At 59.4% G+C, this 24,411-nt stretch carries 15 protein-coding genes and 1 tRNA gene; 9 read left to right on the top strand and 7 right to left on the bottom strand.

Annotated features, from left to right (window positions below):
- A partial coding sequence (locus tag HMPREF1022_RS18420) for an IS3 family transposase (RefSeq protein WP_009301568.1) occupies positions 1-754 on the top strand: 754 nt, incomplete at its 5' end.
- Positions 755-902: 148 nt separating this feature from the next.
- Here the strand turns inward: HMPREF1022_RS18420 and HMPREF1022_RS01435 are convergent.
- A tRNA-Pro gene (locus tag HMPREF1022_RS01435) sits at positions 903-980 on the bottom strand.
- Between the two features lie 135 nt (positions 981-1,115).
- On the opposite strand from HMPREF1022_RS01435, the gene HMPREF1022_RS01430 reads away from it, so the two are divergent.
- The 7 genes from HMPREF1022_RS01430 to HMPREF1022_RS01400 all read left to right on the top strand — a co-directional run bounded on the left by HMPREF1022_RS01430 (position 1,116) and on the right by HMPREF1022_RS01400 (position 10,622).
- A complete protein-coding gene (locus HMPREF1022_RS01430) occupies positions 1,116-2,183 on the top strand; it encodes a protein-glutamate methylesterase/protein-glutamine glutaminase (RefSeq protein WP_008683908.1) in 1,068 nt (355 codons plus the stop codon).
- Between the two features lie 26 nt (positions 2,184-2,209).
- Entirely contained in the window at positions 2,210-4,147 is a 1,938-nt protein-coding gene (locus HMPREF1022_RS01425; protein ID WP_009301567.1) for a HEAT repeat domain-containing protein, read from the top strand.
- A 557-nt stretch (positions 4,148-4,704) separates the two neighbouring features.
- Positions 4,705-5,541, top strand: a complete 837-nt coding sequence (locus tag HMPREF1022_RS16440) for a CheR family methyltransferase (RefSeq protein ID WP_050801240.1) — start codon at positions 4,705-4,707, stop codon at positions 5,539-5,541.
- A 12-nt stretch (positions 5,542-5,553) separates the two neighbouring features.
- Positions 5,554-6,330, top strand: a complete 777-nt coding sequence (locus HMPREF1022_RS01415) for a ParA family protein (RefSeq protein WP_009301565.1) — start codon at positions 5,554-5,556, stop codon at positions 6,328-6,330.
- On the top strand, positions 6,324-6,989 hold the full coding sequence (locus HMPREF1022_RS01410; protein ID WP_008683900.1) for a chemotaxis protein CheW: 666 nt from the start codon (positions 6,324-6,326) through the stop codon (positions 6,987-6,989). The genes HMPREF1022_RS01415 and HMPREF1022_RS01410 overlap by 7 nt, the downstream gene beginning before the upstream one ends.
- A 135-nt stretch (positions 6,990-7,124) precedes the next feature.
- Entirely contained in the window at positions 7,125-7,493 is a 369-nt protein-coding gene (locus tag HMPREF1022_RS01405; protein WP_008683895.1) for a response regulator, read from the top strand.
- 69 nt (positions 7,494-7,562) lie between these two features.
- Positions 7,563-10,622, top strand: a complete 3,060-nt coding sequence (locus HMPREF1022_RS01400; protein ID WP_009301563.1) for a chemotaxis protein CheA — start codon at positions 7,563-7,565, stop codon at positions 10,620-10,622.
- A gap of 253 nt (positions 10,623-10,875) precedes the next feature.
- On the opposite strand, the gene HMPREF1022_RS01395 is transcribed toward HMPREF1022_RS01400, so the two are convergent.
- The 3 genes from HMPREF1022_RS01395 to HMPREF1022_RS01385 all read right to left on the bottom strand — a co-directional run bounded on the left by HMPREF1022_RS01395 (position 10,876) and on the right by HMPREF1022_RS01385 (position 19,072).
- Positions 10,876-14,451, bottom strand: a complete 3,576-nt coding sequence (locus HMPREF1022_RS01395) for a PEP/pyruvate-binding domain-containing protein (RefSeq protein ID WP_009301562.1) — start codon at positions 14,449-14,451, stop codon at positions 10,876-10,878.
- 80 nt (positions 14,452-14,531) lie between these two features.
- On the bottom strand, positions 14,532-18,233 hold the full coding sequence (locus HMPREF1022_RS01390) for a pyruvate carboxylase (RefSeq protein ID WP_009301561.1): 3,702 nt from the start codon (positions 18,231-18,233) through the stop codon (positions 14,532-14,534).
- 14 nt (positions 18,234-18,247) lie between these two features.
- Positions 18,248-19,072 carry a biotin--[acetyl-CoA-carboxylase] ligase gene (locus tag HMPREF1022_RS01385; RefSeq protein WP_009301560.1) on the bottom strand — a complete coding sequence of 275 codons (825 nt, stop codon included), beginning with the start codon at positions 19,070-19,072 and terminating at the stop codon, positions 18,248-18,250.
- Between HMPREF1022_RS01385 and HMPREF1022_RS01380 the strand changes: the two genes are divergently transcribed.
- On the top strand, positions 19,071-20,192 hold the full coding sequence (locus tag HMPREF1022_RS01380) for a polynucleotide adenylyltransferase (protein WP_035060213.1): 1,122 nt from the start codon (positions 19,071-19,073) through the stop codon (positions 20,190-20,192). The two genes, HMPREF1022_RS01385 and HMPREF1022_RS01380, sit on opposite strands and share 2 nt — an antisense overlap.
- Positions 20,193-20,498: 306 nt before the next feature.
- Here HMPREF1022_RS01380 and ybeY read toward each other — a convergent pair whose 3' ends face one another.
- The 3 genes from ybeY to HMPREF1022_RS01365 are packed head-to-tail and all read right to left on the bottom strand — an operon-like array spanning position 20,499 to position 24,340.
- Entirely contained in the window at positions 20,499-20,972 is a 474-nt protein-coding gene (gene ybeY, locus HMPREF1022_RS01375) for an rRNA maturation RNase YbeY (RefSeq protein ID WP_009301559.1), read from the bottom strand.
- A gap of 4 nt (positions 20,973-20,976) precedes the next feature.
- A complete protein-coding gene (locus HMPREF1022_RS01370; protein WP_009301558.1) occupies positions 20,977-23,376 on the bottom strand; it encodes an HD family phosphohydrolase in 2,400 nt (799 codons plus the stop codon).
- A complete protein-coding gene (locus tag HMPREF1022_RS01365; protein ID WP_008683880.1) occupies positions 23,342-24,340 on the bottom strand; it encodes a PhoH family protein in 999 nt (332 codons plus the stop codon). Before HMPREF1022_RS01365 ends, HMPREF1022_RS01370 begins: the two co-directional genes overlap by 35 nt.
- Positions 24,341-24,411 lie beyond the last annotated feature (71 nt).

Below are 24,411 nucleotides of genomic sequence, written 5' to 3'. Positions count from 1 at the left end.
GTCTGGATATTATAAATGGAAGAAGAGTGTACCCAAGCAAGACAACAATGAAGATATTGTGGAGTACATTAAAGCGATTCACTCATTACGCCCCTTCTACGGATATCGTCGTATAACGACAACTTTGCATCGTGAAGGGCTTATCGTAAACCATAAGCGAGTTCATCGCTTGATGCAAAAACTTGGCATTCAATCGGTTATCCGTAAAAAACGCCGTTACGTTGGCAAATCGGGCAGTATTGTGTTTCCGAACCTCCTTGGCCGTGACTTCAAAAGCGATGTTCCCGGTAAAAAACTTGCGACAGATATCACCTATCTGCCGACAAGCTCCGGTTTTATTTACTTGTCGGCAGTGCAGGATTTGCACAACACCGAGATTATCGCATACAGCCTCTCAGCCAGAAATGACCTTGAACTGGTGCTTGCCACACTGTCTAGACTTCCGGCCATGCCTGGAGCCGTGTTGCACTCTGATCAGGGCTTTCAGTACACCCACAAGACATCTCAGGAACGGCTTGGCAGTTTGCAGATTCTTGGCAGCCATTCCCGTAAGGGGAACTGCCTGGATAACGCCTGTGCGGAGTCATTCTTCTCTCATCTCAAAACAGAATTATTTACAGACAACCAACCGTTACCCAAGGATGAAACTATTGCCTTGGTAGAAGCATATATCCTCTTCTACAACAAGGAACGGTTTCAGAAAAGGCTCGGCCAGCTTTCCCCGGTAGAGTACCGAGAAAAGCTGGCCGCGTAATCGTTGCCCCGGGGGATTTTTACCTGTCTACTTGACAGGGGTCAGACCAATAGCGGGTGGATTTCTGTTTCTCTCGCAAACGCTCGCTCAACTGGCTAAAGCCCCTTATGGAAAAGGGCTTGCGTGGATACGCAAGCCCTGAATTTCCTGGTCGGGATGGCGCGATTTGAACGCGCGGCCTCAGCGTCCCGAACGCTGCGCTCTAGCCAAGCTGAGCCACATCCCGTTAAGAGAGGCACTTTACGCCGGACGAATACATTTGGCAAGGCTTTTTTTTGTTTGTCAAATCAACCCTCCTGGCGTAACATGGCCGATGTATTCTCGGAACGCGGGAAAACTTCATTCCGGAGCGAGCGTTTTTATGATCCGTGTCCTTGTTGTGGATGATTCAACTTTCATGCGCCATGCCCTGGTTTCCCTCTTGGAGCAGGATCCGGAAATCAAAGTGGCCGGTACGGCACGCGACGGCCAGGAGGCTCTGCAGAAAGCCGGAGAGCTGGATGCCGACGTCATGACTCTGGATGTGGAAATGCCGCGTCTTGACGGCCTGGCGACCCTTCAGGAACTTATGAAAACGCACCCCATGCCGGTGCTGATGGTCAGTTCGCTCACGGAAAGCGGCGCTGAAAGCACCTTGAAAGCCATGGAATACGGGGCTCTGGATTTTATTCTCAAAACCATGAGCAACGACCGCGATTGTTTCGGGGACGAGTTGCGTCGCAAGGTCAAGGCGATTGCCCGTAAAAAAACCATCGTGAAGCTGAAATACCGCCGCATCAACCATATCGTGCAACCTCTTGCCCATCGCAGCCAACCTTCGCAACCTGCGGACTATGTCCAGACGCCCTGCCACGGACCGCGCGATCTGGTGGTCATCGGCGTTTCCACGGGCGGACCGCCGGTCGTGCAGAAAGTTCTTTCCGCCCTGCCCGCTGATCTTCCGGCCTGCATCCTCATCGCCCAGCATATGCCGGCGACCTTTACCGGTCCTTTTGCCAAGCGCCTGGACAGCGTATGCAAAATCTCGGTTTCCGAGGCGGTCAACGGCGACAAATTTAAAAACGGCCACGCCTATGTCTGCCCGGGCGGCAAGCATATCGGCGTGCGCATGCGCGGCCCCCTGCCCGAAGTGGCCGTGACCGATGAGCCGCGCGACGCGCTGTACAAGCCCACAGTCAACGTGCTCATGGAAACGGCGGGGCGCTGTCTTGGGCGCCGTACCATGGGGGTCATGCTCACGGGCATGGGTTCCGACGGTTGCGAAGGGGCCCGTATTCTCAAGGAAAAGGGTGGCTGCCTCATTGCCCAGAATGAGGCATCCTGCGTGGTCTACGGCATGCCCAAGGCCGTGGTGGACGCCAGACTCGCCAATCTGATTCTGGATGCCGACGATATAGCTCAAGCCATTATCTCTACGGTCAAAGGCTGACCCGTATTTCATCAGGATACCCCACTATGAGCATGGAAAATTCGCAATACAGCGCGGCGCAGATTCTCGAAGCCCTTCGATCCGGTGATAACGACAACGCCCGCAGCGCGGCTTTCAGCGCGGGCGATATGGGCATGGAAGAGGCTGTGCCTCTGCTCTGCGAACGAATCAAAAGCGAAAACATCGGCGTGCAGGAAGCCGCGGAATACGGCCTGCGCAAAATACGCGGGCCGCAAGCCATTGAGGCTTTGCTGCCTTTGCTGCGTAGCGACGAAGCGCCGGTGCGCAATGTAGCCATGGACATCCTGCGGGAAATCGGGGTGGACAGCATTGAAAGCATGCAGCCCTACCTCCGCGACGACGATCCCGACCTGCGCATCTTCATCGCCGATATTCTGGGTTATTGCCGCAGCCACCAGTCCGCGCTGCTGCTCGGCGACGCGCTGCTCAAGGATCCGGAAGTCAATGTGCGCTACCAGGCGGCCGTCAGTCTGGGCAACCTGGCCTTCCCCGAGTCCGTGGGCGACCTCTGCCAGGCCATGCACGATGAGGAATGGGTGCAGTTTGCCGTGGTGGAGGCCCTGGCCAAAATCAAGGATCCGTCAGCCATCAACGCTCTGGTGCAACTGCTGCCGCAATCTTCCATGCTGGTCAGCTCGGCCATCATTGACGCGTTGGGCGGTCTGGGCGACATCAAAACCATCCCTCTGCTGTTCAATTCTCTGGAAAACGTCAGCGTGATTCTGCGCCACAAGATCGTCAAGGCCATTGTCCAGATTTTGAGCGGGCGCTCGCTCTCCCTCCTGGCCGCCAAATCCCAGGAGCGCCTGCGCGCCTACCTCCTGGATGCGCTTTCCGACAATGACGAGGATATTCAGATGGCCGCCCTGCAGGGCCTCAGCGCCATCGGCAAGGAAGAGGCCAGCAGCGCCATCCTCGACTTGGCATCTGAGCTGGACCCGGAACGTAAGGCCGAGCTGTATGAAGCCGCCATCAGGGCCCTGGCTTCCATCGGCTACAACGATATTGTGCGCGACGCCTTGCGCAGCGCGGACGAAAATCGGATCATGATCGCCATGGAAGCCTGCCAGCTCATGGACGACCACCGCCCGGTGGAGGAAATCAAGAACCTCTTCTGGCGCGTGAGCCGCGAACTGCAACGCGCCGCCGTGGCGGAAGTGGCGCAGTTGGGCAGCTGCGACGATATGCCCTTCTTTCTCTCCATCATCGACGAATGCGAAGACGCCGAAGTGCTTAAAAGCGCGCTGGTCTTTTTCGGCAATCAGCATACCTGTCCGGACGTGGAGGACGTGGTCTTCAGCCAGCTCGAACACCGCTATGTGGACGTGAAGGAAATGGCCCTGGAGGCTTGCATCAACCTGCACAGTTCCAAGTTGAACGAGCGCTTCAAAGAGCGCTTCCGCAGCGACGATGCCATGCAGCGCATGATGGCCGTGTATGCTCTGGGGCGTTACAGCGTGTCCGAGAACCTTTCGGAAATCACGGAAGCTTTGGAGGACGCGGATCCCGCCATCCGCCGGGTGGCGGTGGAGTCCTTTCTGAACATGGGGGGCGCGGCGGAGCGCTATCTGCCTCGCCTGCTGCCCCGGTTGTTTGACGAAGACAAAGATGTGCGCGTGGCACTGGTGGATCTTCTGGGGCAAATCGGCACATCGGCGGTCATGCCGCATCTGGTCACCGCCCTCAGGGATGAGAACGACTGGGTACGTATCCGCGCCATTGAAGCCTTGGGCGTGAATAAAAATACCGAAGCCGTGCCCACCCTGGCGCAGATGCTGGAACACGCGAGTCCCATGATCGCTTTTAAGATCATTGAAGCGCTGGGCAGGATCGGCGGCAATGTCGCCTTCAGCGTATTGCTGGGCATGATGGATCACGAAGATCTCGAAATCCAGCATGCGGCGGCTGATGCCGTGGCCGCCATTCAGGCGGAACAGGAGTAATTATGGCTACCCCTCCCACGCTTTTTCCCAAAACGTCCTTATTCAAAAACGGCGAATCGGACTCCAAGGCAGAGGCTTCCGAGAATAAGCCCGGCGCTCAACCCGCCGCCACGGGCGCGGCGGAGCGGCCCACCTCGCTGTACAAGCCCAGACAGCCATCCGCGTTTTCCGGCGCCGGACAAAACCAGCCCGGATCGGCTTTCAGAACGCCTGCCCCGGCCGCTGACGCACCTGCGAGCTCGCCGTTCAGATCCGCGCAAAGTACACCCGCCGCTCCCCAGACCGGCACGCGCCCGTTTTCCACTTTCCGACCCGCCGGTCAGACGCCAGCGGACAGGCAGAGCCAGACGACGTCTCGTTCCCTTGCCAAGCCTGCCGCCAGGGCGGACGGAACAGCGCCGGCATCCGCTTTCGGCACGACCGGCACCGCGCGTCCTTCCCTGCTCCGTCAGCAGACCGCCGAACCCCAGCGCCCGACGCTGCAGCCCGGTTCGGCCTTCCGGCCACAGGGGCAGACGGTTCCCGCGTTCCGGGCCACCTCGCCCTTTCGCAAGGATTTGCAAATTTCCGACGAGGAATTCGTGCTGCTGCGCGATTTCATCTATCTGCAATGCGGCATCTTTATTGCCGAAAACCGCAAATATCTTGTGGAAAACCGGCTCTCCAACCGGATCAAGGAACTGAACCTCAAAAGTTATAATGAATATTACAATTTTCTGCGTTTCGACGCCAATCGGCGCAAGGAGCTGAACAAACTCTTTGAGGTGGTCACCACCAATGAAACCAGTTTTTTCCGCAATCCACCGCAACTGGAGGTCTTCCAGAAGTCCGTGCTGGCTGAAACCCTGGAGCAATGCAGAAAGTCCGGCCAGAAGAAGCTGAGAATTTGGTCCGCCGGCTGTTCCACGGGCGAAGAACCCTACACGCTGGCCATCATCCTGCATGAGGTGCTTAAGAGCGACATCCGCACTTGGGACATCAAGATCACGGCCAACGACCTTTCGGAAGCCGTGCTCGCCGCGGCCCGGCGCGGCGTGTACAATGAATACGCCCTGCGCACCACGCCCAAGGAAATTGTCTCCACCTACTTCGGGAAGGAAGGCAATCTTTACAAAGTGGACCCCATGCTCAAGCGGCTCATCTCCTTCGGGCAGATCAACCTGAGCGACAAGGAACAGCTCCGGCGGGTGGAGAAATCGCAGATCGTATTCTGCCGCAACGTCATCATCTACTTTGACGACGAAATGAAGCGGAAGGTCATCAATGCCTTTTACGATAATCTGGAACCCAGCGGCGCGCTGCTCATCGGCCATTCGGAATCGCTGCACAATATCAGCCGAGCGTTCCAACTTGAGCATCACAAGGGTACAATCGTCTACCGCAAACTGGGTTGATGCCATGCCGTCATGGGCGCGAGAATTCTGGCCATAGCTAATCAGAAAGGTGGGGTGGGCAAAACCACCACATCCTTGACGCTGGGCAGCGCGCTGGCACGCCGAGGTAAAAAGATCCTGCTACTGGATCTTGACCCGCATGCCTGCGCTACGCTGCACGCCAAGATTTATCCGGAGGAACTGCGCACCAGCCTGTATGATATTTTTCTGGCGCGGGACGGCACTTGGCCTGAAATTTGGCCGGAGCTCATCCGCCCGGCTGCCTTACAGGGGATGGATATCGCGCCGGGAAGCATCCGTCTTTCGGAGCTGGAAGTAGATTTCCGGGAGCGCACCGCCAAGGGCAGCGTACTGGCCCGCAGCTTATGCAGCCTCACGGACGGCTATGACTTTGTGGTGCTGGATTGTCCGCCGCATGTGGGCATTTTGCTGGTCAACGCCCTGGTGGCGGCCGACCTGCTGATTATCCCCATTCAGACGGATTTTCTGGCTCTGCACGGCCTTAAATTACTGTTTGACACATTGCACACGTTGAACAAGGTGCTGCCGACTCCCGTCCGTTATCGGGCGGTGCCCACCATGTATGATAAAAGGGCCAAGGCCTGCACCAGAGTGCTGGAATTGATGCGGCGCAAAATGGGACATGCCCTCTTCACAACAATCATCGGCGTGGATACGCATTTTCGCGAAGCCAGCGCCTTAGGCTGCACTATTTACGATATTAACGCGCAATCCAGGGGCGCGCTGAGTTATGACGCCCTGGCTGAGGAAGTGCTCGGTTTATGGTAAAGACGCCGGAAGAATATTTTTCCGACCAGTGCTTTGAGGCACTGGATTCCCGTTGCACGCACGACGGGTTGAGCGACGCTGAGCAGGCTTTCGTCCAGAAGTATCTCGGCAATGACGCTCTGGCCGGTCTGCCCGTGTTGGAACCGGACGCGGCGTTGCCGGTCGCCGGAGAGGCAGCGGCGACGACGCAACAGCTTTCACTGAAGCAAAGGTTGCGCAACGAAGCCCGCGTTCAGATGGTTTCATTTTTTGTGCGGGAGCAGACCTTTCTGTTGCCCGTGACGGCCATTCAGGAAGTATTGCGGCATATGCCACTGGTCAGGCTGCCCCTGGCCCCGCAGTTTGTGGCCGGGGTCGTTAACTTGCGCGGGCGCGTAACTCCCCTGCTCCATCTGGACGCCCTGCTCACCCTGGAGCGGGACTATCGCTACACGCCGCAGAGTTTCATCATTGTCTGCACCGCTGAACAAATGCAACTAGGTCTGATTATCGACAAAGTGCAAACTATGCATACTGTTGAACAAGATAAAATAACCTGGAATGCCGAAGTTCAGCTGGGCACCAGTGCGGATTTTTTATGCGGGATAGCCGATATAAATGATCATGTATGCGGCATTCTTGCTCCTGACATGATTGTACAAAAACTTCTTGCAACCTGATATGCCGTGTTTTTTCATCATTACAAATAATTTTTTCAGAAAGACCTGCTTGCAAAAGTGACAAAGACTGACTAACGTGTCCAGATATATTCCGGAATCCATGACAGTCCCACATATGACGGACAGGAACGAATTATGCCTAAACACATTATGGTCGTTGATGACTCCAAGACCATCCGCAATCTGGTGGCTTTTGTGCTCAAGTCCGAAGGCTTCAAAGTCAGTACCGCCGAAGACGGGCTGGACGCCATTGAAAAACTGTACAGCCTTGAGCCGGTGGATTTGATCGTCTCAGACGTCAATATGCCGCGTATGGACGGTTTCACCTTCATCAAGACCATTCGCACGCAGGACGCCTATAAGGACATCCCCATCATCGTGCTTTCCACCGAAGGCCAGGAACAGGACATCCAGACCGGCATGAGCCTGGGAGCCAACCTGTACATGGTCAAACCCGCCCAGCCGGAAAAAATGGTTCGGAACATAAAGATGCTTCTTGGCTAGCCGATAAGAAAAGCAGTATGTGCCCCACCTGGAGCACTTCTGCTCTTTCAGCCAAACGAAGGTATGGGTATGAGCCAGGAATTTTTTGATCCGGAACTTTTCGCGGATTTTATCGCTGAAGCCAAGGAACACCTCGAAACCATCGAGCCGAATCTGCTGGAGCTTGAAAAAACTCCGGACAACTTGGCCTTGCTCAACGATATTTTCCGGCCCATGCACTCTCTCAAGGGAGCTTCCGGCTTTCTGGGCTTGAACCGTATCAACCAGCTGGCTCACAAATCCGAAAATATCCTGGATGAACTGCGCAAAGGCAGCATGGTGGTGACCTCGGAGATCATGGATGTAATCCTGGCCTCCACGGACGCCCTGCGCCAGATGATCGACAATCTCGAAGTCACCAATGCCGAAGGCGATGTGGAAATCGAGCACATCATGGCGCAGATCGAAGCCATTATGGCCGGCGACAGCACGCCCCAACCGGAACCCGCCGCGCCGCAAGAGGCCGCGCCTCCGATGGGAGACACTCCGCTTGCCGCCGAAGCTCTCGAACCGGTGGCGAAAGCCGAGGCATCGGCACAGTCTGCAGGAAGCCCGGCTGAAGACAATGACAGCCCGGGTCTGAGCACCAAGGAATGGGTCGCCGCTCTGCCCTGTCGCGAGTCCTACGCGCTTACCGCTTTTGGCGAAGGCCATCTCAAGGATTTCATCGACGAATCCTATGAAATTATCGCGAGCCTGAATGACGGGTTGCTGGAACTGGAAGAAAACCCCACCGGCCGGGACGATCTGGTCAACGATCTCTTCCGTTTTTTCCACAACATGAAGGGCAACAGCGGCATTATCGGCTACAATGAGCTCAATGCCCTGACCCATGAAGCCGAAACGCTGCTCAACAATGTGCGCCAGGGCAAAATCACGCCCAGCCATGAGCTTATTGACCTGCTCCTGCTGGTTGCGGACGTGATGGAAGGCCTGGTGCAAAAAATCGAGGTCGCCAGCGGCCAAGCCACGCCTTTCGACACCAGCCCGGTCATCAAACAGTTACAGCAGGTTCTGGCCGGGGGCGCTATTTCTCTGCCCGAAGAATTGCTGGCTGCCCAGAACGGGACGCCCGGCATGGCGGACAACGGCAGCGACACGCAGGACGAGGTTCCGGAAAAAGAGGCCGCGCCTGTGGAAGTGGTCAATCCCACCATTATTCCCGTAGGCTCCGAGGGCGACGACGCCGAAGTCTTTCGCGTGACGGTGCGCCAGCAGATCGAAATCATCCGCGCCGCTCTGGCAACCCTGCAAAAAGACGGCAGTCACAAGGAATCCATAGACGCTGTATACCGTTGTCTTGTCGCCGTCAGAAACGCCTGCAGCTTTGTGGGCCAGACGGAAATCAAGGTCTACGCTGAACGCACGGCGGGCATTGTGGATCAGGGCCGCGTCAGCGGCATTGATTTCGGACTGATGGTTGACCTGCTGAGCCAGGAAGTAAGCATTATCGACGATATGGTGCAGAAGGCGCTGGATGAAGGTAAAATCAGTGCTGACGCGGGTTCATCCGCCCAGACTCCCGAAGCCTCTTCCGCACCCGAGACCTCTCCCAAGACTTCCGAAGTTCAGTCGACTTCCGCCGTAACGGCGACCCCCAAGCCGGAGTCGGCCAAGCAGCAATCCGCTCCCTCGCCTGCCGGAGAAGTCAAAACCGAGCCCACGCCTAAAACTTCGGCGCGACCAAACCCATCAGCTCCCTCCGCTCCGGCCCCAGCCGCCCAAACGGCTCCCGCCCCCGCGTCGGCCGCCGCCAAGCCCAAACCCATGACTTCCGCCGCAAAGGCAGCGGCGGCTGCCGCTCCGGCGGGTGAAGCGCACAAGAGTTCCTCCACTATCCGCGTAGATCACGAGCGCCTTGATCATTTGATGAATCTGATCGGCGAGCTGATCATCAACCGTAACCGTTACACCCTTATTGCCCGTTCCCTTGAAGGCGGCGGCGAGAACGTGAATATTTCGGAAGTGGCCCAGAGCCTTTCGGAAACCACCTACGCCATGGCCCGTATTTCCGACGATTTGCAGGACACCATCATGAAAGTCCGCATGGTGCCCGTTTCTTCGGTCTTTTCGCGCTTCCCCCGCCTGGTCCGCGACCTTTCGCGCAAAAGCGGCAAGGAAGTCGATCTGATCATGGAAGGCGAAGAAACGGAACTGGACAAGAGCGTGGTGGAGGTTATCGGCGATCCTCTGGTGCATCTGATCCGCAACTCCGTGGACCACGGCATTGAATCGGAAGACGTGCGTCTTGCTGCGGGCAAGGCGCCCAAGGGCAAGGTCACCCTGCGCGCCTTTCACAAGGGCAATTCCGTCGCCATTGAGATTGAAGACGACGGCAAGGGCATTGACCCGGATAAAATGCGCGAAGTAGCTATCCGCAAGGGCGTCATCACGCCCGAGGAAGCGGCTCAGCTGGATGACCGTGAGGCCATGGAACTGATTTTCGCGCCGGGCTTCTCCTCCGCCGAAAAAATCACGGATATTTCCGGGCGCGGCGTGGGCATGGACGTGGTGCGCACCAACATCAAAAATCTCAAAGGCAGCGTCAACACCTATTCCGAAGTGGGCAAGGGCACGCGCTTCACCTTGAGCCTGCCGTTGACCCTGGCGATCATCGACGCTCTGATGGTCAATGTGTCCGGCCAGATGTACGCCATTCCGCTGGACGCCGTGTCGGAAACCACCAAGATAGAATTTGAACGTCTCACCGACGTCAAGGGACGTAAGGCCGTCACACTGCGCGGCGAAGTGCTGGGCATTGTGGAACTTTCGGAAATGCTCGGCCTGCCGCGTACCGACCCTCTGCCCGATGTCCTGTCCGTGGTGGTCATCCATGATAATGAACGCCGTCTGGGTCTGGTCGTGGATCAACTTCTGGAACGCCAGGAAATCGTCATCAAGCCCCTGGGTGCGTATCTTGGCGATCTCAAAGGCATTTCCGGGGCCACTATCATGGGCGACGGCTCCGTGATTCTGATCCTTGACCCGCATGAGATCTACCTCATGTCCACCTCCAAGGCCGTGAGTATGGGGCCTGGCGGAGACCAGGGCAAACAGCAGCAACAATTTGCCGCCACGGCAAAGCAATAACAATGAAGGGGAGCTCAAGCTCCCCTTTTCATCTGTCGCCCCTCTCATTCCTCCCCTGTGGCAGCAGAAATTCAAGCCGCTCGCGCATAGCGTGACAGGCGCGGGTGCTTACACGTTTTTCCATGATCGCCGGACGCGAACAAGCCAACCACCTTCCTAAAGAAAAGAGGCCCGGACCCCACAGGGTCCAGGCCTCTTTCAGTATATTTCTTTTTTAGAAAAGGTTAACTTTGAAAGTCAATTTGCTCTAAGGTTAGGCATTCAGCTCGCGGGAGATCTCCAACGCCTTGGCCTGCTCATCGAAGTTCTCAAAACCAGACTGATGCAGGGCATCCAGCACGGTATCGTCCCAATTCCAGGTGGCGTAGATCACCGGCTTGTGGAAGGTGGAACGGAAGCTCTGCAGCTCGGCGCGGTAGAAGCCTTCCTTGGGCGTGTCCAGATGCTCGCGCAACTGTTCATGCCGCCGCTGCAGCTCGCCTTCGTACCATTCCTGAATGTCCTGCGGTTCCGTGTATTTCTTGAGAATATGCCCATAACCGGCTGTTTCCATAAGCTCCGCCAGCCGCTTATGGTGCTGCTGTCCAAGCCATTTGCCGAGCTGGGAAGTGGGGATGTTTTCCTTTTCCACAGCCGCGATGTCAAAGACGGTCTGGTAATAAGTGTCCGGCACCACCGAGGCCGAGGTAATCCCGGCAATAGCCACCAAGCCGCGCAGAATGAGGCTGTTGGAAACGCCCTGACCGCAGAAGCCCACCTTCTTGCCGTACTTCTGGCCGGTAAAGATGCTGACCAGGATGGCCCAGACCACCGCCGGGTCCTCTTCATCATAAATATGGGCAAGGCGCGCGTTGTCACGGTCCGTAGCCAACACCATCTGGGTCATGTCGTTGGAACCGATGGAGAAGCCGTCAAACTCGCTGACGAACTGCTTCGCCAGAATGGCGTTGGAGGGCAGTTCGGACATGAGGATGATCTTCAGGCCGTCGTGGCCGCTCTTGAGCTTGTGCACCTGGTCCAGATAGCAGCGCATGGAGCGGGCTTCCTCAAGGGTACGCACAAAGGGCAGCATCATACGCAGATTGCTGCCGCCGTAAACGCCGCGCGCCAACTTGAAGGCCTCTATTTCCCAGTCATGGATATTCCGCGACACGCCGCGATAACCCAGCATGGGATTGGCTTCCTGATGCTCGAAAAGATTGCCGCCCAGAAGGTTGCGGTATTCGTTGCTCTTGAAGTCCGTGGTGCGGTAGGTAATGGGTTTGCCGTAGAAGGCCATGGCAAAAAGGGCCAGATTCTGGGCCAGGGTCTGGACATAGTGCTCCTTGCCGGTGCGGAAACCGCGCGCCTTGATAAGGCCGCGGATTTTTTCCGGCAGGTTGCGCACATCGTCCATTTCCTTTTTAAGCCCGGTACGCAGGCCAATCTCCTCGCGCAGATGGAGGATGTTTTCCAGCAGCTTGACCACGGCGGGCAGATCCTGAATCCGCTGCACATGCGCTTCCACGCTGGCTTCGATTTCAGCAGCGCGCTTGGCTGATTCCGGATCAGCGGACGGCAGCAGGGCCAGCTCGTCGTCGTAGCCCATGATGATCCGCACATGATCCGCCAGATCGGGCGAGGTCTTCAGCACCTCGATACGGCGCGAGGCCATCTCCATATGCTGGTCAATCTTGTGGTCCAGCTCGCGCATTTTGCGATGCTGCAGCAGGACTTCCTCGGCGCTCAGGCTTTTGTCGGCATCGGCCAGAGCGCTGACCTCAGCGGACAGGCCGGTGATTTCACCCACGTATTCGCGCAGATTGAAATTAAAGACAATCAGACCAGCGGCCATCTGCTCGCGCAACACCTTGGAAAGGCGATTCTCCAGCTCCTTGACCTTGGCCTGGACAACACCGTCAAGTTCGCCGTTATCAAAGGCCTCCAGAGCCTGGGGATGGATGCTGATGTTGCCCAGCATGAATTCCGCCCGCAACAGGCCCACTTCAAACTGGGGATGGTTGCGCAGACGCGAAAGGAAGAGCGCCTGGCCCACGTCGGCCAGCACCAAGCCCACTTTGGTTTTCGTAGGCGGCAGTTTCGCCACGTCCATTTCGCCGCCCACCTGATGCAGGGGCAGCAAGCCGCGGTAGACCCGCCCGCGCGTACCGTCCACGGTCACTTCCGCGCCGTCCAGGGCGCGCAACACGTCCACCCGCTGAATGCCGATGACCGCCGCTATGCCCAGTTCGCGCGACGTGATGGCGGCATGGCTGGTGTCGCCGCCCACATCCGCCATGATGGCGGAGGCCACGCGCATACCCGGCACCATGTCCGGATCTGTGCGTTCAGCGGCCAGCACGTCACCCTTGGCAATCTTATTCAGCTCAAGGGCGGAGCGCAGAAAACGCACCGTGCCCTGACCCGCCCCGCGTGAAGCGCCGTTGCCCTCCACCAGAATTTCCGCTTCGGCCGCAGCCTTGGCGTCCACCTCGCGGCGACGCATGAAAATGGTGGTGGGGTGCAGTTCCAGATCTTCGTTCCAGCGGGTTTCAGGCCGGGCCTGCACGAACCAGAGTTTGTCGTTGGCGTCGATGCAGAATTCCGTATCCATAATCATGCCGCCGTAGGCCTTGCTCACGGCGCGCACGCCCTTGGCAACCCGTTCAGCCTGGCTCAGAGACAAAGCCCAGCGCAGGGCTTCCAGCTCGGGCACGGGCACTTCGCGCGTGCCGCCCTTTTCGTCATAGACGATTTTCATATCCTTGCAGCCCATCTGGCGGATAACCACCTCGCTGCCGTCGTCTCGCTGGAAGACATAGAGCTTGTCAGGCGTCACCTTGCCGCCCACCACGGCCTCGCCGAGACCATAGCTGGCGTCGATGCTCACCAGATCCTTGCGATCCGTGCCCCGACAGCCTGTGGCCGTATCGGCGGAAAAGGCCGTGCCGGAAATCACGGGATTGATCATCTGCATCATGCAGACGGAGAGAGACGTATGCTCAATGGCCCATTCCTGTTTTGCCATTTCGGCAATGGATTCGTCGCCGGTCTCTTCAGCACGGGCCAGAGCGTCCAGGATGGCTTCTCGCCGGTAGGTCATGGAGCGCAGATTGTAAGCAGAGGAACAGTCCCAGTGATAGGCTTCCACCACCTTATCCGCGCCTACCATGTTCAGATAAGTATCTTGCAGACCGGCAAAAGCTTTTTTGCGCGAATCTTCGCCGGCGGCGGAAGAACGCACGGCCACAGGGGTCATGTCGTCGCCGTTTTCCTCACAGATGGCTTTGTAGGCCCCGCGCACGGCCTCATCCACTTCAGCGGGCATATCCACGGAAAGAATAGCGGCCTGCACCATCACCGAGCGCTTGCGCAGCTGGTCGATACCCTCAGGAGACGTGGCAAAACCTTCCACAATATTATTGATAAAGGTTCGCAATTTGGTATGCGACTGCTCTCCCTCGGCCTTGGCGGCGTCATGGCTCTGCTTGCCCAACTGGCGTACAAATTTTTGCAGGAAATCGGGATCCTGATTTATTTCCGGATCGTTCCAGTCAATGCGACCATACTCTTTATCCACCACAGAGCGCACTACACGGCCATTGACCTTGGTTTCATCCAGCAGACGATGAAAGGCCAGCGAAGAGACCGCACGAAAATGCGGCGCCTGAATGCCCTCAATCTGGCTGATCAGGGCCGTATTATAGTTCTTGCCGCCGACAAGCAATTCCGCCTCGGGCCCGAGCTTCACGATGTCCGCGCCGGTCAGCACTAGCTTCTTCTGAATCAATTCGGCAGAATTGGTTTTGGGCTTGGCCTGCGCTGTTTTAGCGGCGGGACTTTTAGCCATGATTTCCTCCGGTATGACGGGAAAGAAAAAGCGCTCTTCTATGCGACATATACCAGTAATGCAAAACTGTCCATAGCTTCCTAACCCACGCGAGAACCGCAGTAGGGACAGAAGGCCGCGTTTTCCATGGGAATGGGCTGTCCGCAGGCTTCATTGCTGCACATGCGCGGCACCGGCCCGAGTTCCACGATCAGTTCGCCTTCGCGCACAGAAACCATCTGCTTGCTTTCCTTGAAGTCGGCGGTCTTGAGCACGCGTTTGACGATGCCGTCCACCGGGGCCAGCACAGCCTTTTCCTGCTTCATGATCGAGACATTGAAGAGTTCTTCGCCGGCCTTTACCACCTCGCCGGGATGGACGTACATGACCCACAGGTCGCCGTTGCTGGGCGCGGCCACATGGTATCGGTTGGAGGGATCGGCCATCAGCGTGCCCTTGCCCTTCTGGGCGGAGGGCTGGCTGACCTGCACTTCGCAGCTCATGAATTCCGAATCCAGCACGTAGCGGCAGATGGAAATGCCCGCTTCGTTGGGACGGGAAATGCTCAGCAGAGCCAGATGGTGCGGCTTGCCGCTGGTATCGTTAAAATAGAGATCCTGTCCCACTTTCAGCCCTTCGAACCAGACATGCAGCGGCAGATTGTTGGGATCGCCGAACTTGGCCTTGAACTGGACTGTTTTCAGGGCGTCGGCCGGATGGTTGAGGTAGAGCACAAACTCTTCTTCATTGGGCCGCCGCTTAAGAATTTCGGTGCAGGCCTTTTCCTCCGCGGCCAGATTGGCGTCCGGCAGCGTTTCCAGAGGCGAATTTTCGGTGCGCTTGGCAATGGCGGACTTCCAATCGGAACCAAAGGCGCTTTCATATACCCAGTCCGCCGGGAACCCCAGAGGCAGTTTACCGAATTTGCCCAGCAGCAGGTTGCGGAAGGCGTCGTTGCAATCCTGATAGATGGAAAGCCGGGCCTTGTGCATTTCCGGCGAGAGTTCCGCCTCGGGGGTGCGGGTCACTTCGCCCAGCACTTCGAGAAGAAAGCGCACTTCTTCCTCGCCGCCGCGCTTCCAGGCCCCGGTGACGGCCAGAAAAGCCGTATTCCAGGTGATCTGCGAACCGGGCGTCACATCATGGTAGCGCACGATCTGGCGGGTGCCTTCCAGGAATTTGAGCATATAGGGCAGCAGATGGATGTAGCCCTGCTTCATGGCCCCTTCCTGCGAGGAGGACGTGGCCCCGCCGGGCATGCCGTGCAGGGTGACGTCATAGTCGATGCCCTGGAAATAGGGCGCGCAGTAACGGTCATAGTAGGGCATGATCTGCTTGCAGACGAAGTTGGCGTCGCGGAGGGCGTTTTTATTCAAGTGGCACTGGAGGCCCAGTTCGTCCTCAAGATATGCCATGGTGGAGAGCACGCCGCCCTGCCCGTAGGAACGCACCGCCGCGCCCAGGCCCACGTCGAGGATGTGGGCTCCGGCCTTGGCCGCCGCGCCGCAGGCCGGTACGAAAAGACCGTCTGTGTAATGGCGATGGTAATGCAGAACCAGTTCCGGCCAGGCCTTGCGCAGGGCGCCGACCAAAGCGGTCATGAAGCGCGGCGGGCAGACGCCGCCCATATCCTTGAGCCCCAGGATGATATGGCGTGAAGCCTCCTTGGGGTCCACGCCCATGACGTCGCCCACCATGCGCAGAATTGCTTCGGTGACGTTGAGGTAATGGGCCACGTCAAAACCCTTGGCCCAGGACATGGACAAAGCGGGCTGAAAGATGACGTCCTTGCGGGACATGACCACTTCAGCGATGGGCCGCATGTTTTCAACATGGTTGAGGAAGTCGAAACAGCGCACCACCTGGTAGTAATCGCAGATCATTTCCCCGGTCTTGCGCATCAGGTTGCGCGGCTGGGGCGTATAGCCCAGCACGTTGGTGGAGCGCACCAGCAGCTGCTTGAGCGTCTTGGGGGCGAAGCTGTTCCACTCACGGGCTTCGGTGAAGGGATAGGTCATATTGGCCATCATGGCCACATGGAAGTGAGCGCCGCCGCCATTCTCAATGGAGAAATAGCCCACATTGTCCAGGTAAGGACCGATGAGCCTGTCCTCGGCCAAGCGGAAGCGGTTGCCGGAATTGGACTGGGTGAAGTCGCGCGGCGTGGTGTCCGTAAAGTGCACGTAGCCGGAATCACGAATGAAATCCAGGGTCGCCAGCCTGTCGCCCTGCGGGTAGGGCGAGGGCTGCCGCCGGGCGGCCGTGCTGATGGTCGGCAGCACCGGCTCGAAGGGGCCGAGACAGGGCGTGGTGGCAGAACGGTATTCCCCGAGCTGCACATAGGGATTGAAGCCCTTGGCCGAAATTTCAGCCACCAGCCGGGCCAGGCGCTCCCCTTCCGGGGCCAGATCCGTATAGAGCATCAGCTCGGGATGGTCGGCGATGAAATTGGTATTGATGTCGCCCTTGCGGAACAAAGGATTCTTGATGACCTTGCGGAAGAAAGGAATCGTGGTCTTGATGCCGCCGATGACGTATTCGCCCAGAGCGCGGTCCATGATGCCCAGGGTCTTTTCCCAGTCATGGGCGTAGGCGATCAGGAGCGCGCCCGCGGAATCATAGTTGGCCGGGAACTCATAGCCAGCGCTGATATTGGAGTCCAGGCGCACACCCAGGCCGCCGGGCGAAACATAACGCGAGATCAGGCCGGAGTTGGGCGCGAAGTTGTCCTGCGGATTTTCGCAATTGATACGCACCTGCATGGCGCAGTAGGAAGGCCGCAGGTTTTCCTCGCGGTAGCGCAGCTCGGCGCCGAAAGCCACAGCGATCTGCTCTTCCACCAGGTCGATGCCGTAGCGGCACTCGGTGATGCCGTGTTCCACCTGCAGACGGGTATTCACTTCAATCAGATACGGCGTACCCTCGGCCGTAACCAGAAATTCCACCGTGGCCAGAGAATGGTATCCCACAGCGCGCACCAGGCGGCGGGAATAATCCTTGAGGCGCTCACGCAGCTCGCGGGTTACGCCCGGCCAGGGCGAAGGCGTGATTTCGATCAGCTTCTGATGGTTGCGCTGCACGGTGCAGTCGCGTTCATCAAAGGCGAAGACATTGCCGTACATGTCGGCAATGACCTGGATTTCAATGTGGCGCACGCCGCTCAGAAATTTTTCCACAAAAAGACGCGGGTTGCCGAACGAGGCCTGGGCCATGGAAGAGGCCTTGAAAAAGGCGTCTTCCAGCTCGGCTTCGTTATGAATGGCGAAAATACCCCGGCCGCCGCCGCCGCCCTCGGCCTTGAGCATAATGGGCAGGCCGATCTCGCTGATCAGACGGCGGGCCGTGGAAATATCCACCGCTCCGTCGGAACCGGGCACCACGGGAATGCCCAGTTTACGGGCCACCTCGCGCGCCTGGACCTTGTTGCCCAGGAGGTTCATGGCCTCGGCCGTGGCGCCGATAAAGGTAATACCGGCTTCCTTGCAGCGTTGAGGAAAGCGCGTGTCCTCGGAGGCGAAGCCCCAGCCGGGATGGATGCCCACCACGCCGCGCTGCTTGGCCATGTCGATGATTCTGTCGATGTCCAGATACGCGCGCGGCTCGCTGCCCAGCAGCACCAACTCCTGGGCCGTGGAGGCGGCGGGAGCGGTCTTGTCCACGTCTGTGGCGGTCATGGCCGCCACCGCGTCAAAGCGCTCCCGGATGGAACGGCAAATACGCCGGGCCGGAATGCCCCGGTTCGCCACCAGAATGACCTTGCCCTTCAGAAAATCCTGCACTTCCGCGAATGTCTTGTTGGCCATGCCTTTTCAGCCCTTTATGATAATCTTTCGGAAAGCCGGAGGCTTCCGCTTAACCATTCCTCACAGCGGCCGTTGCGCAACAGGCTCAGCCCCCCCGCCGGGGTCAGACCTTCCAGTCTGCCGCGGACGCTGCGACCTCCGTCGATCAGCTCCACGTCCCTGCCGCGCCAGAGCAGCAATTGTTCAGCCCGTGTTTTCCACTGCTCGGAAAGAGAGTGGCCGTTGTTATATGCCGAATGCACATGCTTTACAAGCCGCTGCCACAGTTCTTCGGCCAGAGGCGCGGGACGTCCCGGAACAGGGTGCCGGTCCAGGCTGGCGGCGCGCAGGGCCGCGTCGGCTCGTAACGCATTGTCGGGCGGCGCAAAGGACACATTGACGCCGATGCCGGCCAGCAGCACGCCGCCCCGCTCTTCCAACAGAATGCCCGCCAGCTTGCGGGGGCCTTCAGGCAGGGAGAGCACCAGGTCATTAGGCCATTTGAGCAGCACGGGCCAGCCTTCGGCGCGCAGGGCGCAGGCCAGCAGCAGGCCCGTGGCCGGGGCCGCGGCCGTGCCGTCAAAGGGCGGCAGCGAGGGCAGACGCAGGGCGGCATAGATATTGCCCGGCGGCGACACCCAGTGCCGCCGCAACTGCCCGCGTCCCGACGTCTGGCTGACGGCTTGGACGCTGTCCCAGACGTCCAGCCACCCGCGCCCGGACAACAAAAAAGCCACGTCCAGACTGGACGAGACCTCGCCGAAACGCCAGACAAAAGGCGGCCGGACAGAACCGTCGTCGTTCGCGGCGGGCACGGAGGCGCTTTCCCCGCGCTCCGGGCTGTGGCATACTGAACTCATGGAACTTTACCTCGTGGGCGGGGCCGTGCGCGACCTCTTGCTGGGCCGCGTGCCCGTTGAGCTGGATTTCGCTTTTTCCGGCGACATGGCCGATTTTCTGGCCGCCCATCCCGACGCCCGGCCGGTGGGCAAAAGCGTGCGTGTCTGCCTCTGGCGCGGCCGGGAATGCATGCCCCTGCGCGGCGGCAGCCTGAAAGCGGACCTTTTGGCCAGGGATCTCACCGTCAATGCCATGGCTCTGGACAGCCGCGGCCTGTTGCGCTTCCATCCCGAGGCCCTGGCCGATCTGCGCGCCCGCCGCCTGCGGCCCGCCTCGTCCACGGCCCTGGCCGACGACCCGGCGCGGGTCTTCCGTCTGGCCCGCTTCGCGGCCCAGTGGCCGGACTGGCAAGTGGACGACGCTGCCTACGGACAGATGCGCGCCCTGCCCGCCGCCACTCTGGCGGCCATCCCGGCGGAACGGGTCTGCCGTGAACTGCGCAAAGCCCTGGCCGCGCCCGCACCCGCGCGTTTTTTCGAGATCCTGGCAAAGGGAAACGCGCTGTCTCCCTGGTTCCCGGAGCTGGAGGCCGCCCGCGATATTCCGGCCGGACCGGCGCGCTGGCATAAAAATTCTGTCCTGGGCCACACGTTGCGGATCATGAATCTCACCGCAGGCGACGCCCTGGCCGCCTGGATGGCGCTGTGCCATGACCTGGGCAAAGTCAGCACGGACCCGTCCCTGCTCCCGCACCATTACGGCCACGAGCGACGCGGCGTCGCTCCGGCACTGGCCCTGGCCGAGCGCGTGCGCCTGCCCGTGCTTTTTCGCAAGGCGGGCGCGCTGGCCGCCGCCGAGCACATGAAAGCCGGGATGTTCCCGACCCTGCGTCCCGGCACCCGGCGCGACCTGCTCTGGCGCGTGCATCAGGCCGGTCTGAGCGCGCCGTTCTGGCGGCTGGCCGACGCGGACAGCAACAGCCGCGTCAGCATTGAAGCCCGCCGACAGTTGGCCGCCCTGCTGGCCGTCAGCCTGCCGCCGGATTGGCGAAACAAAGGCGAACAGTCCGCGCGCAAGCTGCGCGAACTGCACTGCCGGGCTCTGGCGGAACTGCCCGCTGACCCCGCTTCAACGCAATGATGCCTTAGAGCATTTTGATATTGACAATATCTCAACGCGTTAGAGCATTTCAACTTTGAAATGCTCTAATGCCGAACACGATGAGGCGCACCGCGAAGACCGACCCGACGGGCGGCCCGTAGAGCCGTGCCTGTAACCCAAAGGGCGTACAGACATCAAGAGCAATGCGGCATGGATTCCGGAAAAACGACCAAAGGCAGCCCGAAGGGCTGTCAACGGGACCATACGGGGATCGACAGCAGCGATAACCGCTTTTTTTCTGGAATGCCCCCTTTGAAACGCAAAGCATTTCAAAGGTAATCTGCTCTAGACGCGCAGAGCCTGCCGCGCGGCATCAAAACAGGCCGCGCACACCCGGTCCATGGCCGGGCCGTGGTCCAAACCCGCCAAGTGGCCCATGCCGTGGGCCAGCAGCCGCAAAGCGTGCTCCGCCGGCTCCTGTCCGTAAAGCAGGCATTCCCGCGCCAGCGTATCCAGAGAAAGCAGCAATATGCCCGGCAGGTCCTCGCCGCCGGGAAAAGAAAGCACATTGGTGGGCCCCATGCAGTTCATGAAACGCCGGTTGGCCGCGCTGACGGCCGCGTCGTCCAACAGATGCAGTTCCACGCTGTCAGGCGCGCCGCTTTCGGCATCGGCCAGGGCGCGCAACATGATCCGCAGGGCCAAAGCCAGCTCGCGGCGGTTCAGGGGCAACAGCCAGGCATGAGCGGCGTAATGGGGCAGTATCCGCACCCGCTCCGCGCATCGCGCGGCTTGCGTATGGACTTTCGCCAGGGCCATGGCCTCAATTTCCGCTGCTGGACTGCGGCTCGGCCGCCGGGGTTCCCGGGCGGCCGGTCTCGTTTTTGCGCGTCTTGGCAGCGGGCAGACCAAGGGGTTCCCCGCCGGGGCGAGCAAGCGGCGCGCCGTTTTTGCCGCAGGGCTGGGTCTTGCCGTCGCAAGGCTTGGCCTCCGTCCTGCTCTTGTCGGCCTGAGCCACGTCCTTAATCTTGGCTTCCGGATAGGCGATGCGCTGATGGAAAATACCCGTCAGGATACGCTGAAAGTTTTCGCTCAGGAAATGCAGATCCTTAAAGGTCAGTTCGGATTCGTCCAACTGCCCTTCCGAAAAAATGCCCTTGATAATAGTGTCGATATGGCTTTTGATCCGCGCGGGCGTGGGATCGGTCAGGGTGCGGCTGCTGGCCTCCACGGAATCCGCCAGCATCAGGATGGCCGCTTCCTTGGTCTGCGGACGCGGGCCGGGATAGCTGTAATCCGACTCGCGCGGCTTTTCGCCCAGGTTCAGAGCCTTCTGATAGAAGAAACGGACCAGACGCGTGCCGTGGTGCTGGCGGATGATGTCCGTGATTTCCTGGCCCAACTTATAGCGCTCGGCCAGCTCCGTGCCTTTTTTGACGTGCGAGAGCAGAATCAGGGCGCTCATGGACGGGGCCAGCTTGTCATGCTTGTTGGGGCCGCCGAACTGATTCTCGATGAAATATTCCGGATAGGAGAGCTTGCCCACATCGTGATACAGGGCCGCCACCTTGCAGAGCAGGCTGTTGGCGCCGATAGCCTTGGCCCCGGCCTCCACCATGTTGGCCACCACCAAGGAGTGATGGTAGGTGCCGGGAATGGTGACCATCAGTTCCTGCATCAGGGGCTGTTCCAGGCTCATCAGCTCCATAAGGCGGAAGCGCGTGCTGTAGCCGAAGGTCAGCTCCAGCACCGGGCTCACGGCGAAAAGCAGAATCAGGGAAAGCAGGCTGTTGATAGCCACGGCGGTCAGCTGCACGGGGATTTCCGCCGGGGGCGTCTGGGCCAGCAGCGTCGTGCCGAACCAGATCAAAATCTGGCCCACGGTCAGGGGAATCACGCTCCAGACCACATCCTGGCGGCTCTGCGCGCTGGTCACCAGCCAGGTCGCCAGCATGCCGCCCAGAAAATAGTAAATGAAGAGCGGATAGTCCGCCTGAAACATGAGCATGCAGAGGAGAGAAAGCAACAGGCCCATGGTACAGTAGCGCCGGGCCGCGAACACCATGGCTACCAGACCCACGGCCCCGGCCACGGGAAAAGCGGCGGCAAAGGAATTGAGCAGACTTATGCTGTCCATGCGCAGACCCAGCAGATAGACGCTCTTGGCGCCCACGCCGAACAGGAAGAGCAAAAGGGCGATGAGCAGCATGTCCTTGCAGCGCAACGGCGTGCCGGGCTTGCCGCTGGGGGCCACGAAAAAGCCCACGGAAAGCAGCAGAGTGCAGAGAAACGCGCCGCCCGCCGTGCTCCAGCGCATTGGGTCAGAGGCGGATTTGTACAGGGTCTGCAATTTGATCTGCTGCTCGCGGCTCACGCGCTCGCCCTTGCGCAGCACCAGCTCACCCTTCTGGATCTGATAATAAACCGGCTCCACCGTCGCCACCACGGCCGCGCCGCGTTTCTGGGTAGCCTCGCGGTTCAGGGTCAGGGAAGCGGGCAAGGTGGCTGAGAGCAAAATATTGATGGCCCGGCGGGACTGCGGATTAAGGCTGGGAGCCTGCCGGATCTGCGAGGATATCTCGGCCAGGAAGGATTGCACGTCCGGCAGGGAGTTGACGTCCGGGCGCAAAATTTCCGCATTGGTGTCAAGATTACGGATGATCACGCCCGAGCGTCCCACCCGCGCCGAGCGGATGTCGCCCACCAGGCCTTCGGCCATGTGCTCGCGGATTTGAGGCAGCAGTTTTTTGAGCAGATAGGTCTGCACTTCGGGCAGGGCCAGTTCCGGCAGCACTTCGTCGGCCACGGCGGGAGTCAGTTCTTCCACCAGACGCTGCAAGGGGGCGTCGGGCACGGGCCTCTGCTCGCCCGCATTGTTCAGGCTGCGCAGGATTTCCAGAATCCGGCTCTGAAACTGGGTATAGGGCTCAAGGCTCAGGTCATAGACCGGAGGTTGCAGCAAGAGCACCTGTTTACGGCGGGCCTTGGTAGCCTGGGTGTCCTCCACCAAAATATCCCGGTCCGCGATGACGTCGTTTTCCGCCACCTGACCGGCCACGTAAATCCGCTGCACGGCCTCGAAATTGGCCCCGGCCAGCAGGGCCAGAAAAAGCAGCGTGCCGATCAGCGCCCACAGGCCCCAACCGCAGTGATGCCGCACTTTCAGCGTTTGGATAAGCGCCAGGATGCTAGCCGGACGCACCGTCTTTTTCTGCGTGGTCATAAGCGCTGACAATGGCTCCTACAAGGGGGTGACGCACGACGTCGGCCTTGCTGAAACGATGAACGGCAAGACCGGGCACGTTATGCAGGACGTTCAGGGCATGGATCAGGCCCGAGCGCGGCCGGGCGCCGCCGGGCTGCATGGGCAGGTCGATCTGGGTGGTGTCGCCGGTGACCACCATGCGCGAGCCGAAGCCCATGCGGGTCAGGAACATCTTCATCTGCTCCTGGGTGGTGTTCTGGGCCTCGTCCAGAATGATGAAGGCGTCGTTGAGGGTACGCCCGCGCATAAAAGCCAGGGGGGCCACTTCAATAGAGCCCACTTCCAGCATGGAGGCCACCTTGGCCTGGGGCATCATGTCGTGCAGGGCGTCATACAGGGGCCGCAGATACGGGTTCACCTTATCGGCCAGGTCGCCGGGCAGAAAGCCCAGGCGTTCGCCCGCCTCCACAGCCGGTCTGGTCAACACGATACGTTTGACCCGGTGCTGCTGAAACATGGACAGGGCCATGGCCACGGCCAGATAGGTCTTGCCTGTGCCCGCGGGCCCCACGGCGAAAACCAGCTCATGCCGCCGCAAAAGTTCCAGATAGGTCTTTTGCGCCACATTGCGCGCGGTGACGGTTTTGCGCGGCGTATTCACAAAGACGGCGTCACGGAAGACCTGGCCGAGGTTCAAGCCGGGATCGGCCCTGAGCATCTCGTAGGCACGGGTCATGTCCTGTTGGCTCAGCGCAAGGCCGCCGCGCAGAAGATCGTAGAGCTGCACAAAGACATTGCACAGGCTCTGCCGCACGTCCGGATCCGGGCTCTCAATAAAGATGCTGGCCCCGCGATTGCCGATATGCGCGCCGCTGGCTGCCGCCAAGAGGTCGAGATGCGCATTGTGGGGACCGAAAAGCTGGTTGGCTAGGGCGGGGTCGTCAAACTCCACTGTCTCCAGCATGGAGGAATGTACTGCCATAGGCCATAGCTAGCCTATTTCAGCGGGACTGTCCATCTTTTCAAACGACAGGCCCGGTCGGCGGCATGCCT

This window comes from Desulfovibrio sp. 6_1_46AFAA, assembly GCF_000224635.1.
GTDB lineage: Bacteria > Desulfobacterota > Desulfovibrionia > Desulfovibrionales > Desulfovibrionaceae > Desulfovibrio > Desulfovibrio fairfieldensis.
Note: the sequence above shows the minus strand (reverse complement) of the source record. Positions and strands in the feature narration are given on the sequence as shown.